General features: G+C 46.5%; 13 protein-coding genes. 4 read left to right on the plus strand and 9 right to left on the minus strand.

Going from position 1 to position 17,300, the window contains the following annotated elements; translation table 11 throughout:
- Positions 1-70 precede the first annotated feature (70 nt).
- The 9 genes from OSC7112_RS01680 to ruvB all read right to left on the minus strand — a co-directional run bounded on the left by OSC7112_RS01680 (position 71) and on the right by ruvB (position 12,528).
- Positions 71-583 carry an inorganic diphosphatase gene (locus tag OSC7112_RS01680; RefSeq protein ID WP_015174289.1) on the minus strand — a complete coding sequence of 171 codons (513 nt, stop codon included), beginning with the start codon at positions 581-583 and terminating at the stop codon, positions 71-73.
- Between the two features lie 66 nt (positions 584-649).
- On the minus strand, positions 650-859 hold the full coding sequence (locus OSC7112_RS37670; RefSeq protein WP_150111469.1) for a hypothetical protein: 210 nt from the start codon (positions 857-859) through the stop codon (positions 650-652).
- Between the two features lie 93 nt (positions 860-952).
- On the minus strand, positions 953-2,362 hold the full coding sequence (locus OSC7112_RS01685) for a serine/threonine protein kinase (protein ID WP_015174290.1): 1,410 nt from the start codon (positions 2,360-2,362) through the stop codon (positions 953-955).
- A gap of 143 nt (positions 2,363-2,505) precedes the next feature.
- On the minus strand, positions 2,506-3,810 hold the full coding sequence (locus OSC7112_RS01690; protein ID WP_015174291.1) for a serine/threonine protein kinase: 1,305 nt from the start codon (positions 3,808-3,810) through the stop codon (positions 2,506-2,508).
- A 158-nt stretch (positions 3,811-3,968) separates the two neighbouring features.
- Complete coding sequence (locus tag OSC7112_RS01695; protein WP_015174292.1) at positions 3,969-4,517, minus strand: hypothetical protein; 549 nt, start codon at positions 4,515-4,517, stop codon at positions 3,969-3,971.
- 453 nt (positions 4,518-4,970) lie between these two features.
- Positions 4,971-8,207: a GAF domain-containing protein gene (locus tag OSC7112_RS01700; RefSeq protein ID WP_015174293.1), complete on the minus strand. Its 3,237-nt coding sequence runs from the start codon at positions 8,205-8,207 to the stop codon at positions 4,971-4,973.
- Between the two features lie 574 nt (positions 8,208-8,781).
- Positions 8,782-10,566, minus strand: a complete 1,785-nt coding sequence (recN, locus tag OSC7112_RS01705; RefSeq protein ID WP_015174294.1) for a DNA repair protein RecN — start codon at positions 10,564-10,566, stop codon at positions 8,782-8,784.
- Between the two features lie 288 nt (positions 10,567-10,854).
- On the minus strand, positions 10,855-11,421 hold the full coding sequence (locus OSC7112_RS01710) for a Uma2 family endonuclease (protein WP_015174295.1): 567 nt from the start codon (positions 11,419-11,421) through the stop codon (positions 10,855-10,857).
- A gap of 3 nt (positions 11,422-11,424) precedes the next feature.
- Positions 11,425-12,528, minus strand: coding sequence for a Holliday junction branch migration DNA helicase RuvB (gene ruvB, locus OSC7112_RS01715; protein ID WP_015174296.1), 1,104 nt, complete (start codon positions 12,526-12,528; stop codon positions 11,425-11,427).
- A 71-nt stretch (positions 12,529-12,599) separates the two neighbouring features.
- Here ruvB and OSC7112_RS01720 point away from each other — a divergent pair, with 71 nt between their 5' ends.
- The 4 genes from OSC7112_RS01720 (at position 12,600) to OSC7112_RS01735 (ending at position 17,296) form a co-directional block, all read left to right on the plus strand.
- The gene (locus OSC7112_RS01720) at positions 12,600-13,139 is read left to right on the plus strand and encodes a sll1618 family protein (protein WP_015174297.1); all 540 of its coding nucleotides are present in this window, start codon (positions 12,600-12,602) and stop codon (positions 13,137-13,139) included.
- Between the two features lie 181 nt (positions 13,140-13,320).
- Positions 13,321-14,172, plus strand: coding sequence for an ABC transporter permease (locus tag OSC7112_RS01725; RefSeq protein WP_015174298.1), 852 nt, complete (start codon positions 13,321-13,323; stop codon positions 14,170-14,172).
- Between the two features lie 175 nt (positions 14,173-14,347).
- On the plus strand, positions 14,348-15,760 hold the full coding sequence (locus OSC7112_RS01730) for an ABC transporter ATP-binding protein (protein ID WP_015174299.1): 1,413 nt from the start codon (positions 14,348-14,350) through the stop codon (positions 15,758-15,760).
- Positions 15,761-15,775: 15 nt separating this feature from the next.
- Positions 15,776-17,296 (plus strand): methyltransferase, encoded by a 1,521-nt coding sequence (locus OSC7112_RS01735; protein ID WP_015174300.1) that lies wholly within the window; start codon positions 15,776-15,778, stop codon positions 17,294-17,296.
- Positions 17,297-17,300 lie beyond the last annotated feature (4 nt).

Below are 17,300 nucleotides of genomic sequence, written 5' to 3' on the forward strand. Positions count from 1 at the left end.
CAGCGATTGCCTTAAGTTCGGCCCCCTGAGTTTTTAGTCGGGTTGCAGTCGAGGAGTGCGGGCTAGGGGCTTATTTGCGATCGGCTGCGATGCACTTTTCCACTAAGGGCATTACTAGATCGACATCTTGCCAACCCAGAATTTCCGTGACTTTTTTCTCCAAATTTTTGTAGGTTCTAAAAAATTCGGCTATTTCGTCCAAGCGGTGGGGGGCTACGTCTTTGAGGGACTTATAGTGAGCGTAGCGGGGGTCTTTGTCGGGAACGCACAAAAGTTTTTCGTCCCTGTCGCCTCCGTCGATCATTTCCAGCATTCCGATCGGACGGGCTGCGATTATGCACCCTGGAAATGTGGGTTCATCCATCATCACCAGGCCGTCGAGGGGGTCGCCATCATCGGCTAAGGTATTGGGTATGAAGCCGTAGTCGCACGGATATTGGACAGAGGAAGAAAGCACCCGATCGAGAGCAAAGGCTTGCAAGTCTTTATCAAATTCGTACTTGTTTTTGCTACCGGCGGTAATTTCGATGAGGACGTTGAGCAGTCCTGGTTTCGGCTGTGCCGGAATTAGCGATAAGTCCACAACAATATCTCCAAGTTAACAGATGATTGGGATGAGTGCTACTTGCCAAATCCCTTTGATAGCATTTTACGGGCGATCGGGCCTTCCGGCTGCATGAGATTGACCGAAAGCGGGGGAGTGCGATCGGCGTGGCACAATTTGAGGATGAGGCTTGTGGGGTGTCCCACTTTCTGCGAACACCGGACGGGCGGGACGCCCATCCCACAGTTTGAGAGGGGAATGCTTGGTTTGGGCGAGGGAGATATTTTCATATTTACCATGTAAGCTGTTGTGCATTTAAATAGGGTGTGAGGATTTGGTAAAAGGGAACAGGGAACGGGAAACGGGGAACAGACAATATGTAATTTAAATCCACGACAGCTTAGTCATTCAACCGTCTGTCAAAGTTCTTTGAATTTTCAATCCCAACCACTGGCTAAGTTCTGTTGCTAACCACTCTATTTCTGATTCACTTAGTTTCTGCTTCACTCCTAGTTGATATGTTTGGTTGCCGGCTTGAATAATCAACTGATAAGCACGCCATGATTTTTGTGGCGGGTAACGCCTAGTGTCTTCAATTTCTTCAATTTCCAACTGACAAATATCCTGTCTGGGGGCTGGCTTGGAATGATTCCATCTCAACCCCAGTAGATTGCTGCTACAGGAGATTTGCTGGCGATCGATTCTGAGACGCAATTCCCGAAATAGTGCAAACAGAAACATTACTCCTACCACAGCTAAGAAACCTCCTGCTAGCATAATAAGTTTGGAATCTATCGGTGGTAAATTAGTGATTGTACCGTCGTCCTCTGGCAAGTTAAAAACATTGACGAATGAGGGAGAATTCGCAGCAATTGCAGCCGAAAGCAGGGCAACTAAACCGAAACCTACTCCTTGTGGCGGAATTACAATTTCTATAAATTCAGAATTTTTTGTGAGTTTAATCTCGCTGCCTGGTGGCTGCAATTCCATAGGAGTTTGGTCTATCGGGCGGGGATTTTTGAGCGAGTGCCATGCTTCCCCAGCCGAAGATAACCGTTGGTCTAAACTTGGTTCTGTAATCCACTCCAGCCAATCAATTAAATTATAATTGAGATGCGTTACCCGATCGGCAAATTGAATTCTCAAATCCTGCTGTGGCAGTTCCGTAGGATGCAAACCCGTTACCAAATAAATTAAAGTTGCGCCTAAACCGTAGAGGTCAGAAGCCGGAACCGAGCGCCCGCCAAATTGTTCCGGTGCCATATATCCGTATGTTCCGACTACTGTAATCGTACCGCCCAATTTTGCCGCTTGGTTCTGCACCGAACCAAAATCAACTAAATAAACTTTTCCCACCGAGTGACCGGATCTGCTGTGCAGTAAAATATTGCTGGGTTTAAGATCGCGGTGAATGACAGGCGGCTTTTGCTCGTGCAAATAAATCAAAATTTCTAACAGCGATTTAGCTAATTCTTTCACCTCGCTTTCGCTAAAAGTACGCCCAGATCGCAAATGATCTTCCAAAGTTTTCCCCTCTACATAAGTCTGTACCAAGGCAAATCCTTTGCTGTCTGGTTCGTCAATTTCTAGATAGTCGAGGTAACGAGGAATTGCTGGGTGATCGAGTGCTTTTAAAGTTTCCGCTTCCCGTTGAAATAACTTGAGGTCTTGCCATTCAAAATCGCTGCCGAGGAATAGCTGTTTGATAACAACTAATTTTTGAGTTTGCAAATCACGAGCCAGCAGCGTTTGGCGACCAGTTTGTTTTCCCAGTTGTCGCTGCACTTCGTAGCGTTCTGCTAATATTTTGCTGGTCATGTTTTTTACCTTAATTTTAACTTGAGGGGAGCGTCGGAGTTCAGAAACCGGGTTTTTTAGCGAGTCTGGCGTTGGTAACGGAGTATTTTCGTAAAAACCCGGTTTCTAGGAGTCTGAGTTTGTCCAAAAGTGTAAATTGTAGATTACAGTCCACTTTCTTTTTGATACCACCGGGCAATAGACTTGGTACTTGCCCCCATTGACAGTCCTGCAATTAGCGACGGTGCAATCACCACGAAAATATAATTGGAATCCAATACAGGACTAAAATGCATCATTTGAAAGAAGACGATGCTTGTCAAGGTGGAGATTCCAATACTAATTGCAGTTAAAACCTGTCGGTGAGATTTGGGATTAGTTAGGGGGTAAAAACTCGATATCGTCACAATTCCGACGATTATTCCGTTCTCCACACCCAGCAGCAAGCCGAGAACAATACCCAGGATTCCTCCGATAATTGTCCCCAATATCCCCATAAGAAAGGTGCTGTAAATAGCTGCACAAGCTCCTACAGCTATAGCTCCTGTCAAGGTGCTGTAGCCGATCGCAGTTGCGAACACCCTGGCGCTGCTCACAATTTTCCCCAGTCTCAATGTCTGGGAATATTTATTTATTTCCTGTGGTTTTTCTAGCACTTCTTTTGCTATTTGGGCTGAGGCGGGACGGCGCTCTAAACTCGGATGCGTCATCCACTTCAGCCAATTGGTAAAAGCGGGGCTTAGTTGGGTGAATTCATCGAATTCGATCTGCAAATCTTTCTGCGGCAAGTCGGCAGGATGCTGCTTGGTAATTAAGGCGATTAAGGTTGCTCCCAAGCCGTACAAGTCGGAAGCGGGAACGGCCCTCCCGCCAAATTGTTCGGGCGGCATATAGCCATACGTGCCGACAACGGTGACTGTTTTTCCCTGTTGGGTTGCTAGGGTTTGAACTGCACCGAAATCGACTAGGTAAACTTCGCCGACGCTGTTGCCCGATCGATTTTTGAGTAAAATATTGCTGGGTTTAATGTCGCGGTGAATCACCGGGGGCTGTCGCTGGTGCAGGTAGGCGAGGATGTCTAATAATGCTGCGGCTAATTGTTTGACTTCGCTTTCGCTGAAGGTGCGGCCGTCTGAGAGGTATTCTTGCAGGGATTTGGCTTCGATGTAAGTCTGAACGAGGGCGAAGCCTTTGCGGTTGGGGGTGTCGATTTCAAAGGAGTCGAGATATCGGGGAATTGCCGGATGGGATAGGGATTTTAAGGTTTCGACTTCTCGCTGGAACAGTTTTAAGTCTTCCCAGTTAAAGTCGCTGCTGAAGGAGAGGAGTTTGACGACTACTTGCTGTTGGGTTTTTAAGTCGCGGGCGAGTAAGGTTTGCCGTCCTGCTTGCTTGCCGAGTCGCCGATCGCACTGATAGCGATCGGCTAATATTTCTTTTGACAAATCGCCGATGTTTTGTCCGCTCATGTTCTCTTGCCCTAGAACCGATTAAACCTAGTGTAGTTGACAAAAGCGCAATAATCGGAAATGTTCGGGCTACGGAAAAAAAATTTCTGTCAAAGAGCAACTGCCTTTAAGAGCCAGCTTTCTCGCACAATAAAGACGCGCCTGAGTTAACGTTGAATTTAATTTTCGATTTGCTTGTAAATTGACTGCACTACGTCGAGCAGGCTCAATACTTGCTGCCATTCGGGGGCATCGGGGTTGTAGCTTTTGGCGCGCTGAGTTTTCAAACTGTGGTGCAAGAGGGAAAGCAGCGCGTCTGGAGACTGTAAGGAATTGTCATCTTCATCTGCTGGGGTTTTGGCTGCATTTTCTTCAATATCTTCTTTAATTTTTTGTGCTCGATCCGCGAGGGCTAAAGATCTGCCTGCAAGGTTTTCCGGCATTTTGGGCTGTTCGGACAAAGACGCGCTGGTTAGTTCTACCAATAGTTGGCAGACTCGATCGACCCATTCGCGATCGTTTACTGAAAAGGAACCGGATTTGAACACTTGCCCGTCAGGTCTTTGCTGAATGCTTTGTACCTTCTGGATCAGAGGGATAGCCTTAACAGTGATGTTTTCCGGGATTCTGGGGATATCTGACAGGGAGCTCCGAGCAATCTCCAGCAATAGTTGGTAAACCTGGTCTACCCACTCAACATCTCCCGATTGCGAATTCCAATTATTCATAACTGACGCTAGTGATTTTCTATATCTAAGACTAGAACATTGACTATCTGCGAAGGAAGCTTTTTTTAGGAGCCGCTAACGCTATTAAGACTTAGGCGGGCGGGGTGATAAACCCGGTTTGCGATCGGATGTTTCGTCGCCTTTCTCCAATATTTTTCTCAGAAACCGGGTAACGCTGCCGCCAGTCATAACTATTTTTAAGCGCTTCAAATAATATAAGTGCTAAGTTTGTTGCGGTATGTAGTGCGAACGAAACACGTAGGGTGAAACCCCGGCATCTCGCTGGCAAGTTCAAATCCGGTTATATAACCATAATACCTGTTGGAGCTTATTTACAATTACCTCAATAGGATATTAAGGTTAATTGGTGGTGGGATGGGAGGCGCACCCCCGATCGCGATCGCCCCCGCCCCGATCCCTGACGCCACCGCGAGGATTTGCTGTGGGCTACTGCTATTTTTCTGTGAGATTCCACACGCCATCCCAGTTGAGTACGTCTGAAAACCGATGTTGAAATAACATACAGCGATCGACGTGCAATTTAGCTGCCTTGTTTTTCGGGTCAACTTCCAGAACGGCGTTAAATTCGCGTTCAGCGTCTTTAAAGGCTTGCTTGGCTTTTGGTTCTAAAGCTTTCTTAAACTCGCTCAGCAGTTTTTTCACCCGATCGAGTCCCAGGTTTTCAAATTCCTCATCTAACATTTCTGCAACTGTCTCGCAGGCACGACTTTTAATTTTCGCCTGCAATAGCTGCCTGATCTCAGCAGGTTTCAGCCGCTTGATTTGGGGATTTGATGGTTCTAAGATGTCTGCTTCCAACAGCTTTTTGACTTCGCCTTCTTGCAAGTATTTAATATCGTCCCCTGATAGGGGCTTGATTTTTGCTTGCAGCAGCATTTTGGCTTCGTCTTCCGAGAGGTTTTTGATGCCTTCCAATTTCAGCAGTTGGATTTCTGTCTGCAACAGGACGATGAGTTTGTCTGCTTCGGACAGGTTTTTTGGGTCGTACTCTGACAGCTTTTTCAGTTGATATAACAGCTTCTTTAGTTCCTGTTCCAACTGTTGCTCTAGATTGTAGGACAGTTTTTTAATCTCTGCCTCTGGCATTTCGGCGACATCCTTTAAGATGTTTTTCACCTCACTTTCTGAGAGTTTTTGCCTGACAGGAGTTTTGTAATGTTCGCGCCCCTTCGTGTAATGTTCTATAATTTCTTGCTGCGTTTCGGTTAGTGACTTGCCCACTGGCGAGTATCCCTCGCGGATGCCGACGAGTTCGTAAACGATTACGGGTTCGCTTTTGCCTTTGACAGTAATAAAGTCGAGTTCTCGCACGTAGAGCCGATCGGCATAATCTCTGTAAGTATTGTCGCTGATAATCAAGTCGGTGCCGTATTGCTTGCTAGCGCCTTCTAAGCGAGAGGCGAGGTTAACGCCGTCTCCTATAGAAGTCAATTCCATGCGTTTGCTACTACCGATGTTGCCGCTGACAACTTCATCGGAATGTACGCCCATACCGATGCCGATCGGCAATTCGCCATTTGCCACGCGATCTCGATTAAACTCAGCGAGTTTTTCCCGCATTTTCACTGCCGTTTGCATGGCGCACCAAGCATGATCCTCTAGGGGCGCTGGAGAGCCAAAAACTGCCATCAGAGCGTCGCCGATGTATTTGTCGAGAGTCCCTCCGTACTCGAATACGACATCTACCATCACTTCAAAATATTTATTCAGCATCACTACCACTTCTTCGGCTTGCAATTTTTCCGTAAGTGTGGTATAGCTGCGAATGTCTGAGAACAGCACCGAAACGTTTTTGCGCTTGCCGCCCAATCCAGTATCCCCTGAAGCTAACAAAGCTTCGGCTACTTCTGGCGTCATGTAACGGTACATCAAGTTTTTGACTTGCTTGGCGCTGCTAATATCTTCCATGACAACTAACGCGCCGTTGACCTTGCTGGGATCTGTAGCGTCAGTCATTGAATTAATCGAAAGATTGATACTCTGCGCTTCTCCTTCCCAGGAAAGCAAAACTTGATCCGGGTAATACTGCTGGCGGTCGTTATCGTCTTCTGGAAACAAAGACGCATCAAACCATTTGGCAAAATCTCCTTTTTCTAACTTAATTAACTCTCGCAAAGATTGACCTTCGGCTAATTCTGCATCGCTGACACCGAGTAATTTTTTGGCACTGGGATTGGTCGCTACTATATTGCCTTTTTTATCTGTAGAAATCACGCCGTTAGTCAAGGCGTGCAGCATATCTTTTTGTCTTTGTTCTTGCTGTTTGACTTCTGCAAACAGTTTGGCGTTTTGCAGCGCGACTCCTGCTTGAATGTTAAACGCCTTCATAAATTCCAGGTCGTTGCGATTGAAACTCGCTTTCCACTGATCGGGGGCGTGCGGCCAATCTACCGGGTTGTAGGGGGGGTATTCTCCTTGCCGTTTTTTATTAACTAATTGGGTGACTCCAATCAATTTCTTGTCTGCATTAAAAACTGGCATACATAGCATACTGCAAGTACGGTAGTCAGTTTGTTGGTCGGTTTTTTTGGAAGTTTCGGCGCGGGGGTCATCGTATACGTCAAAGGGAATCAACAGCGGTTCGCCGGATTCGGCGACGATGCCTGCAAAACCTGCTGTTCTGGGTATGCGAAGTTCTTTCACGCTGTCGGCTGTCGGGATTTTCGTCCAGAGTTCGTCTTTATCTTCATCGATCAGCCACAGGGTGCTGCGATCGGCATTCATCAGTTCTTTTGCCTGATCCATCACCCTTTTTAGGGTATCTTCTAAGTCTAAACCGCTCTGAGAAAGAGCGTTGACGGCGTTCATCAACGCTGTCGCGGCTCGCTGTCTTTGAGTTGCTGCGTAGAAAGATTTAGAAGACTCTAGAATTAGGCGAATCGACGGGGCAAATTCTCGAAAAACTTGTTCGTCTTCTTGAGTAAATCCTGCCTTGTCAATCTGCTCCTCTAAAATACCGTAATGTTCGTGGTTGGGCTTGAGTTTATTAATCAGTTGAACGACTGCTACTAACTCTCCTGTTTCTTCGTTGATCAGGGGCATCGCCAGCATTGTATAAGTGCGATATCCTGTTTCTTTGTCAGTTTTTTTTGCGTTAGTCGAGCGGGGGTCGTTATAAAAATCATAAGTAATGTTCACCACTTTTTTTTCCGTGGCTACTTCTCCCGCAATGCCCACATGGGCGGGAAATCTGAGTTCTAGGTTTTTGCCATTTTCGTCTTTAGCGACGATCGCCCAGAGTTCATTTTTTTCTTCGTCTAATAAAAATATCGTGCTGCGATCGGCATTCAGCAATTCCCCGGTTTTCCGGGTAATCGACTGCAACATCTCGTTGAGGATGGCGTCAAATCCCTGGCTCTCCAGGATATTGTCGAGCATTCCCAGGGTTTGATTGACAACCTTAAGTTTGTCTTCTACTTCCTTAACTACTTCTGTAAAGCTCTCCTTATTTAGGATATCGAGAACATTGGATAATCCTGGACTTTTGGCAAGGGCGCTACTGCTAGAGGAATCCTGAGAATATTGTTCCTGATGTTTTTCACTGAGACCAGTAAAATGATTCTTTTCACTGACACCAGTAAAATCATCCTTTTCACTGACAACAGTAGCCTCTACTGTCACTGTCATGTTGTTTTCCATAGCTGGCAGATTGGGAGATGCAGATTTCATAGACCTTTACAGAATCTTAAGCGTAAGGGTTAGTCTCTAAGCTAGGAGAGCGGGCAAGTTCATTGGTGAGTCACCTGTCGCACAAAACTCAATTATGTGTGAAAGTATTTCCCAGTTTACAGAACTCCGACCACAAGGCAAGGGAAATTCAGTTGACCTTGCTGCTGAAAGGAGATTGGGAGAGTAACGAGGCGGTGGGAGTGCTGCAATCTTTTTAGAGATCGCGAATCTTGTTTAAATTGTTTATTAACTGATTTTGACATTGTGCGTACCTGGTTTAAGTAGGTTCTGCCTATCTTTGAGCCGATCGCCCGCAGTAACATGAATGCGTACTGGCGGGAGGACTGCTGAAAGAGGGGCGATCTTGTGGGACTAGCCGCAATTGTGACACTACGAGTTGCTAGTGATGTGTGCCCTTCTCTACACAATTGTGGTTTTTAACTAGAATTTCTCTCTATTTTGGTGCTCTTAGCTTTCATCCCGCTAAATTCACGGGGCTTTCAGCTTTTTTTTTTTGTAAAATTTGCGGTTGACATTTTTAGTGTAACCTCCGACTCTAAAAAAACTCCGCCTTTTAACCCCCCGATCGGCTTGAGGGTCCGATCGGGGGTTGGGCTGACTGAGTTTGGCGCAATCCGGCGGCTTCGACAAGCAGGGATTCGGCGAAGGCGATGGCTTCTGTTGCTGACCGGCCACTGGCGAGTTGGGCGAGTTCTTCCCGCCGCTGCTCGCTGTTGAGAGCGGCAACTCTGACTACTGTGCGTTCGACTGGTTCGGAGTCGGCTGCGGGTTCCTCGATACTCGGTTCTGCTTCGATCGTCTGTTTGTTGACGCGAAAATGAAAATCAGCCATCGCGGCGATCAGCGGCTGGTGGGTGACGCAGAGAACTTGGTGTTTGTCGGAAAGTTGGTAGAGTTTTTTGGCGATCGCCCCGGCGACTCTCCCGGAGACTCCGGCGTCAATTTCGTCAAAAATCAGCGTACCGGCACTTTCTATTTGGGAAAAACAGGCTTTGATGGCGAGCAGAAAGCGGCTCATTTCTCCCCCGGAGGCGATCGCGCCCAGAGGTTGCAAAGGTTCGCCCGGATTGGGGCTGAAACAAAAGGCGATTTGGTCGGCACCGGTACCGGTTGGGGTACAAGGCGAAATCTCGACTTGAAATTGCACTTTTTCCATTGCTAACGGCTTAAGTTCTCCTACGAGGTGCGTTTCTAGTTTGAGGGCTGCTTCGCGTCGCAGGGTGGTGAGGTGGCTGCAAGCGTCTTTTAATTGCTCTAAAGCGGTCTGATATGCGAGTTCTAAGGCTTCCATTGACTCGCCTCCTTCTAAAAGTTCGTTTAGTTCGTTTTGAATGCTTTGGTAGTAAGCGATCGCTTCTTTGAGCGGCCCGTATTTGCGACAAATTTGTTTGAGTTCGCGAATCCGATCTTCTACTTCTTCGAGTCTTTCGGGATCTGCCTCTAATTGTTCGCCGTAGCTGCTAATTTGCCTGCTGGCTTCTGTGGCTTGAGCTAAAGCATCGCTCACCATTTCTAGGATTGGTTGCAACTGCACATCGTAAACCACCATGTCGCTTAAAATTACTTCGGCTTTGCTCAACAAGTCGGCGGCTGATGCGCTGTCGCCGTCGTTTTGGTACAGGGCTTGGTGGACTTGGTAACTCTGCTGCTGCAATTCGACGACGTGGGCTAGCCGGATTGATTCGTGTTCTAGCTGTTCGAGTTCGTCGGCGTCTTCGATGTGGGCTTCGCCGAGTTCTCGGACTTGGTATTCTAACAAATCAAGTCTTTGCAGTCGCTGCTGTTCCGACTGACGCCTGCGTTTGAGGGCGGTTTTGGCGCTGTTGGCTCCCAGCCACGCGGAGGCGACGATCGATCGCGCTTCCGCGAGCTTTTTGCCGCCGTATAAATCGAGCCATTCTCGCTGGAGGGTTTCTTGTCCGAGGTGAACGGTTTGGCCTTGGGCGGTAATTTCGACCAGCCGATCGCGCAGTTGATCCATTAACTGGCGGTTGACGAGAATTCCGTTCAAGCGGGATCTGGTACGCAGAACACCGCTCGATGCGTTAATTTCCCGGCTGCAAACGGCTAAATTTCCGTCTATGGGTTCGATTTCTTGCTCGCCCAGCCACAAAGCTGCGGCTTTGTCCAATTCAAAGGTAGCTTCCAATATTGCCCGCGCTGCTCCGGTGCGAATCGATCGGCGATCGACTTTCCCGCCCAAAACTGCATCGATCGCATCTAGGATAATCGATTTACCAGCGCCGGTTTCCCCTGTAAATACGTTTAAACTCGGGCCAAACTCTAGATCCAGGCAGTCAATTAGAGCAAAGTTTTCTATTCGGAGGGATATTAACATGGGGAATTGGTAATTGGTAATGCGTAATTGGAATTAGTAATTGGTAATGTGTAATTGTAATTGGAATTAGTAATTGGTAATTGGAGGCACAGCCGGGAAAATTATTAGTACCGAATAACAAATAACAACTGTCAACTGTCAACTGACCGAAAGTAATTATGTCCGGGTCCCCGGATTCATCCGTGGAGGGAGAAAAAAGCTCCGAATCATCTTGTCTTCGCCCCCGGATTCATCCGTGGGGTCGATTCTAAAATCTAAAATCTAAAATCTAAAATCGATTGACTTCTGCTATAGTTTTAACCACCCAAACAAATCTCCTACCGTCAGTCGCAATTCTGCTGCCCAATCTGGAACCGGCAACAATTCTTCTGGTTTTGCTAAAATTTCCGGTTGCTTTCCAGGGGGATAAATTAATACCGATTGCACCATCTGATCTATCAGCCAACCCATTTTAGTGCCGTTTTTCAGACAGTGTAAAATATTCCCCGTTACTTTAGTTTGACTCTGGGCTGGAGACAGAATTTCAATTGTCCAATCTGGGTAAGTTTCAAATACATTAGCAACATCCCCATTTTCATCAACTGGTATTCTTTCCCAAGTAAATACTGTGACATCTGGCACAATTGATCTACCGCCAAAAGTACACCGCAATTCAGGAAAAGCTAAGGCAATTTTCTGATTTTTAACTGCGACATTGATAGCCGGGACTAATTCACCTTGAATCCGGCTATGTTTTCCTTGTGGCATAGGCTTTTGGATGATTTGACCGTCGATATATTCGCTAGCTGGTTCTGTTTCTGGCAGTTTGAGAAACTCTGACAAAGTTAGTATTTTTGTTTTTTGTATCTGTACCATTTTTTACTCCTTTTCATCGAGTAAACCCAAGTGTTTTCTAGCAGCAACCGTTACCATTCTTCCGCGACTTGTCCGCTGCAACAATCCGATTTGCATTAAATAAGGTTCGTATACATCCTCAATGGTTTGAGTATCTTCTCCTGTAGAAGCTGCGAGGGTTTCTAAGCCCACTGGGCCGCCGTTAAAGTTCTCGATCATTGCTGTCAAAATCCGCCGATCTGTCCAATCCAAACCTAGCGGATCGACGTTGAATAATTCCAGGGCTACTGAGGCAACTTCTGCATCAATTGGCTTTAAATTTTTGACTTCGCTGTAGTCTCTAACTCGTCGCAGCAAGCGGTTAGCGATCCGGGGGGTTCCGCGAGATCGGCGGGCAATTTCTGTAGCTCCTTCTGGGGTGATTTGAGTGTCGAGAACTTGGGCGCTTCTTTGGACAATTAGACTGAGTTCGTCTATTTCGTAGTAGCGCAATCTTTGAATCAAGCCGAAGCGATCGCGCAATGGAGATGTGAGGGACCCGACTTTTGTGGTTGCTCCTACTAAGGTAAACGGTTTCAGGGGTATGCTGCGGATCTTGGCGCTTTTGCCTTGACCGATCGTAATATCTAACCGACAGTCTTCCATCGCCGGATAGAGGATTTCTTCTGTAACTTTAGATAGACGGTGAATTTCGTCGATAAACAGCACGTCGCCTGCTTTGAGGTTGATCAGCAATCCGACAATATCTCGCGGTTTTTCTAACGCTGGGGCGGTGGTGATTTTGCATTCAACTTCCATTTCTGCTGCTAGAATTAGCGACATTGTGGTTTTGCCCAACCCGGGCGGCCCGTAGAGTAACAGGTGATCCATAGGTTCGCCGCGAGATTTGGCGGCTGCAATTGCGATCGCCAAAACTTCTCTTAAGTCTTTTTGCCCGATGTATTCAGCTAAGCGCTGGGGTCGGATTTTGTCGTCTTGTTTGCTGTTGATTTCGTCGGGTAACTCTTGCGCTTCTACCAGAGATTCCGGCTGGGGTTTGGCGGCTTTTTTGCGGGGAACCCGGGCTGGGGCTATGTCTTCGGGTAGATTTTGGTCGGAGGGCTGTTGTTTGGAGGAGATAATAGCCATATTTATCTGCGAGCAGGCAGCGGGAATTGTTTACAATTATTGGCAGAATTTTGACAATTATTGAGTTCGTTATGAGTATTCCATCTTCTTTATTAGCATCGGAAAGCATAACTTTTGAGGAGGCGATCGAGCTGACTCAATCTTTACTCTCGTTCATGGAGGCCGATCGACTTTTACAAGCCGACATCGAGCAAGCTGTGGCTTCTCTGGTGAAAACACAGAACGGTGCTAGGGGGTTTTTTGTCACCTATCTAACGGACGACCGACAGGAGGCAGATCGCCCGTCACCCGGAGTAGTTGAGGCGCTGCGATCGGCTCCTGAGATCGTAGCAGAACTGCTGGTGAAAAATTTGGCGATGTCGGCGGCAATGGTCGTGCATCATTCGCGCCAGCAAAAGGAGGAAATGGCGGCCCGTTCTGCTAGAGTGCAGGAGCGATCGCGCAATTTAATTCAAATCCTGCAAATGCCGGCCTGTCAAACTATAGCGTCGCAAATGCTAGAAAGTTTGCAGGATGCCAACGGCGAGTACGAAGAATTTTTCCGGCGGTGGGGCTACGACGACGAGCAAAAACTAGCGATCGGTTCGGCAGTGCGATCGGCGATCGGCTAAAATAACCTCCGAAGGAAGGGGAAAGAAGAAAGAAGGAAGAAGCCCAAGCCAGGGTGGCAGATGCTTGATCAAAGCGACGGGGCTGTGGAATAATTGCGGTTTAGCAAAAGCTGCACAATTGTAGCTTGAGTTGATTTAGGTGTGAAGGTAGTGAACGAGGGCGAAAAAATTGCTGAGAACGGTGAAAGGAGTTGCCCAAAAAGCCCGAAGGGTGGGTGGCAGGCTGCCCGCAAGTACGCCCCGGCGCTGGGCGAAGCTGAATCTGCTGGCAACATTGGTGCGCCGGGACTTGGAAGCTCAATACAAAGGCTCGATTCTGGGCAATTTGTGGCCGCTGCTGAATCAGCTATCGCAATTGGTGATTTACACATACGTATTTTCGATCGTCCTCAAGGTAAAGCTAAGCCTTGCAGGCTTCCCAGAAAACAGCGACATTACATTTGGAGTCTGGTTGTTTGCAGGTTTGCTGCCTTGGACTGCCTTCACCAGCGGTTTGATCAAGTCGGGAGTATCGGTGGTGGGGCAGCCGAATTTAGTGAAAAAAGTGGTATTTCCTCTCGGTTTGCTGCCCCTAGTGCCGATTTTTACAGCTTTTCTTGAAAGTTCTCTGGGTTTAGCAGCTTTGATTGTCATAGTAGCAGTGTCGTCGCAAAAGCTCAACGCTACTTTATGCTTGCTGCCGCTGGTGTGGGTGCCTCAGTTGCTGATAACTGCTGGTTTGGGATATTTGACAGCGGGCTTGACTGTATTTTTGCGAGACATTCCTCAGACATTAGGTGTTATTCTAAATTTTTGGTTTTATTTGACGCCGATCGTCTACCCAGCATCAGTAATCCCCCAAGAGTGGCGAGTGTGGATATTTTGGCTGAATCCAATGGCCGCCATCTCGGAGGTTTATCGAGACCTCATACTGCTTGGAGAAGTTAAGCATTGGGGCGAATGGGGTGTCGCCACGCTAATTTCTGCTGCTATATTTTGTGGAGGTTTGGCGGTTTACCGGCGTTTGCGTCCCGCTTTTGCTGACGTGCTGTAAATATGTTTGAGATCTACAGTCAATTCTTCAATCTAAAATCCCAATAAAGGTGTTTGTAGTGAGGAATGCAAGTCCTCATAAAAATTAGAGGGCGGTCGTACTAACTACAAACCTATTTTTTGTTCGAGCGGACCTAATATCAATCTAAAATCTAAAATCTAAAATCTAAAATCGGATGACAGAAAATGTAATTTCACTCAAAAATGTTTCCAAATGCTTTAAGCGGTACGATCGTCCAGGAGACCGCTTAAAGGAAATTATTTACCCCAGCAAAAAACTGGCTGACGAATTTTGGGCCCTACACGACATCAATCTGGAAATTCCTCAAGGACAAACTCTGGGAATCGTCGGTCGCAACGGTTCGGGGAAAAGCACTCTCCTGCAAATAATTGTGGGGACGCTGACTCCTACCGCAGGAAGCGTCGAGGTTAAAGGGCGAGTCTCCGCTTTGTTGGAACTCGGAAGCGGGTTTAACCCGGAATTTACCGGGCGGCAAAATGTGTTTTTTAACGCTCAGTTGCTGGGATTCAATCAAAAACAAACTGAAGAAAAGTTTGACGATATCGCTGCTTTTGCTGATATTGGCGATTTCATTGAACAGCCAGTCAAAACTTATTCTAGCGGTATGTTTGTCAGGCTAGCTTTTGCCGTTGCGACTAGCGTCGAGCCAGATATTTTGGTGGTTGACGAAGCGCTTTCGGTGGGCGACGAAGCTTTTCAACGCAAGTGTTTTGCCCGCTTGCAAAGCATTCAAGAAGGTGGCGGAACGATTTTATTTGTTTCTCACGCTGCTACTTCTGTGGTGCAACTTTGTACGTCCGCGATTTTAATGGATAGCGGTGAATTGCTGCTCGCTCACACTCCGAAGGTGGTAATTTCTAAGTATCAAAAGCTGATTTATGCTGACCCGGATCTGGTTCAGGGGTTGAAGTCAGATATTCGAGCTCTGAACCAACTGACCAAACAGGAAAGTCAAGACCAGCTTCAGGATGCTAATTTAGACAGCACAAAGACCGAAGTTAAACCGGATCAATATCTCTCTAAACCCAAGGAATATTACGATGAATTTTACGATCCGGGGATGATACCGTCGAATACGGTAAGGTATCCGTCTCGCGGCGCGGAAATTATCAACCCCCACATCGAGACGCTGAAGGGAAATCTGGTAAATCACTTGATCGGCCGTCAAGATTATATTTATACTTACTCTGTCATTTTCTCTCGGTCAACTTCCAAAGTTAGGTTTGGAATGTTGGTTAAAACAATTAGCGGTTTTGAGTTGGCGGGTGCTTCTTTGAAGGCTTCTACTCAGTCAGTTAGGTATGTGGAAGCGGGAACGACAATTGTAGTGAAGTTTCATTTTAAATGTTTGCTGAATCCGGGTGTTTATTTTCTGAATGCTGGGGTTGTGGGAACGGTAGATGGAGATTTAACTTATCTGGATCGCTGTGTTGATGTGGCGATGTTTAGAGTTCAGTCTTGTACTGAGTCCTGCGGTAACGGCATCGTTGACTTGCTGATCGAACCGTGTTTAACTGTTGTTAATGCTGATTCTTTAGTGAAAGAGCAGTCAACAGAGGTTATCTAAAATTTTGTAAAAACAATGAACGATATCAATTTAGATTTAGTCGAAAATCCGGTTATCAAAGCATTTATTCAAGATCGAGCTAAGTTTCCCGAAAATTTTAAACTGAATATCTGCGAAGACGATGAAATGTATTTGTTCAGCTTGAACAACGTCAAAGACGATCGCGATCGGGCTTTGGTGCGCTACTATTCGATCGGGCGTCGCATATTGGATACGGTTAAACAAGTTGTAGAATGGCATTTTGGCAGTTTTGAAAATGTACCCTCTTTTCTAGATTTTGCCTGCGGTTACGGTAGATTTACCCGGTTTTTGATTCAGGAAATGCCGCCGGAACGAATTTGGGTTTCTGACATTTATGCTAACGCGGTTAAGTTTCAAACTGAATACTTGGGCGTCAACGGTATTGTCTCGACGGGAAAACCAGAAAATTATTTAATTGACCGCAAGTTTGACTGCATTCTGGCTAATTCTTTTTTCAGTCATATGCCGGAAAGAACTTTTACAAGTTGGTTGCAAAATTTGTACGATTTGTTGACTCCTAACGGCATTTTGATGTTCAGCGTTCACGATGAGTGTTTGCGCCTAGCTAATATAGAAATGCCGGCCAACGGTATTTTGTTTAGTCCTCAAAGCGAAAGCCAGTCTTTAGATAAGGAGGAATACGGCACAACTTATGTAACTGAAAAGTTTGTGAGAGAATGTGTCGATCGAGTTAGCGGCGGCAAAGCTTTTGTTCACCGGATAAAAAAAGGCATATGCAGATTTCAGGATTTGTATGTTGTCACAAATGAGCTAGTTAGAGATTTTTCGGAGTTAAAATTCAATCACCACCCCGAAGGATATATTGATGTGGCGGCTTTTACGAATAAGGAGAATTTGTATCTGGAAGGATGGGTGGCTGATGTGAATCTCGACGGTCGAATAGAGGATCTGCAAGTGCTGGTAAACGGCGAGGTTGTACAGAGGTGCGAGCCTTTTTACGATCGCCCGGATGTAGCTGGATATTTTGAAACTGATGGGGCTTTGCAGTCGGGTTGGAGCTGTTATTTACCAAAAAACACTGTAGGGCTGGAGGATGTGTTAACAGTCAAAACAATCAATAACTATGGTTTGGAATGGATTCTGGAAACTTGCACTGTTAAATCGCTGATTAACCAAAGACAATCGCAGTCTTTGTTGGGGTCTACTCAGACCAAACTCAAATTACTCGAAACTCAGTTAGCGTCAGCTAAGATAGAATGGGAGCAAAGCCAAAGTAAGTTAATGATTACTCAAACAAAGTTGGAAGAATCTCAAACTGATTTGCAAGAAGCTCAAACTAAATTAGTTTCAGCTCAAATGCAATTGGAGCAAACTCAAAATCAGTTAGTATCTGTGCAAATGCAGTTGGAAAAAACAGAAAATCAACTAATTAATGTCAAGCAAGAACTAGAGCAAGCGAAGTGTCGGGTTTTGGCAATGGAAAGCAGCAAGTTCTGGAAACTGAGAAGCGCGTGGTTTCAAGTCAGGCGATCCTTGGGGTTGGCGGGAGAGTAGCGAG

The organism is Oscillatoria nigro-viridis PCC 7112, from assembly GCF_000317475.1.
Lineage (GTDB): Bacteria > Cyanobacteriota > Cyanobacteriia > Cyanobacteriales > Microcoleaceae > Microcoleus > Microcoleus nigroviridis.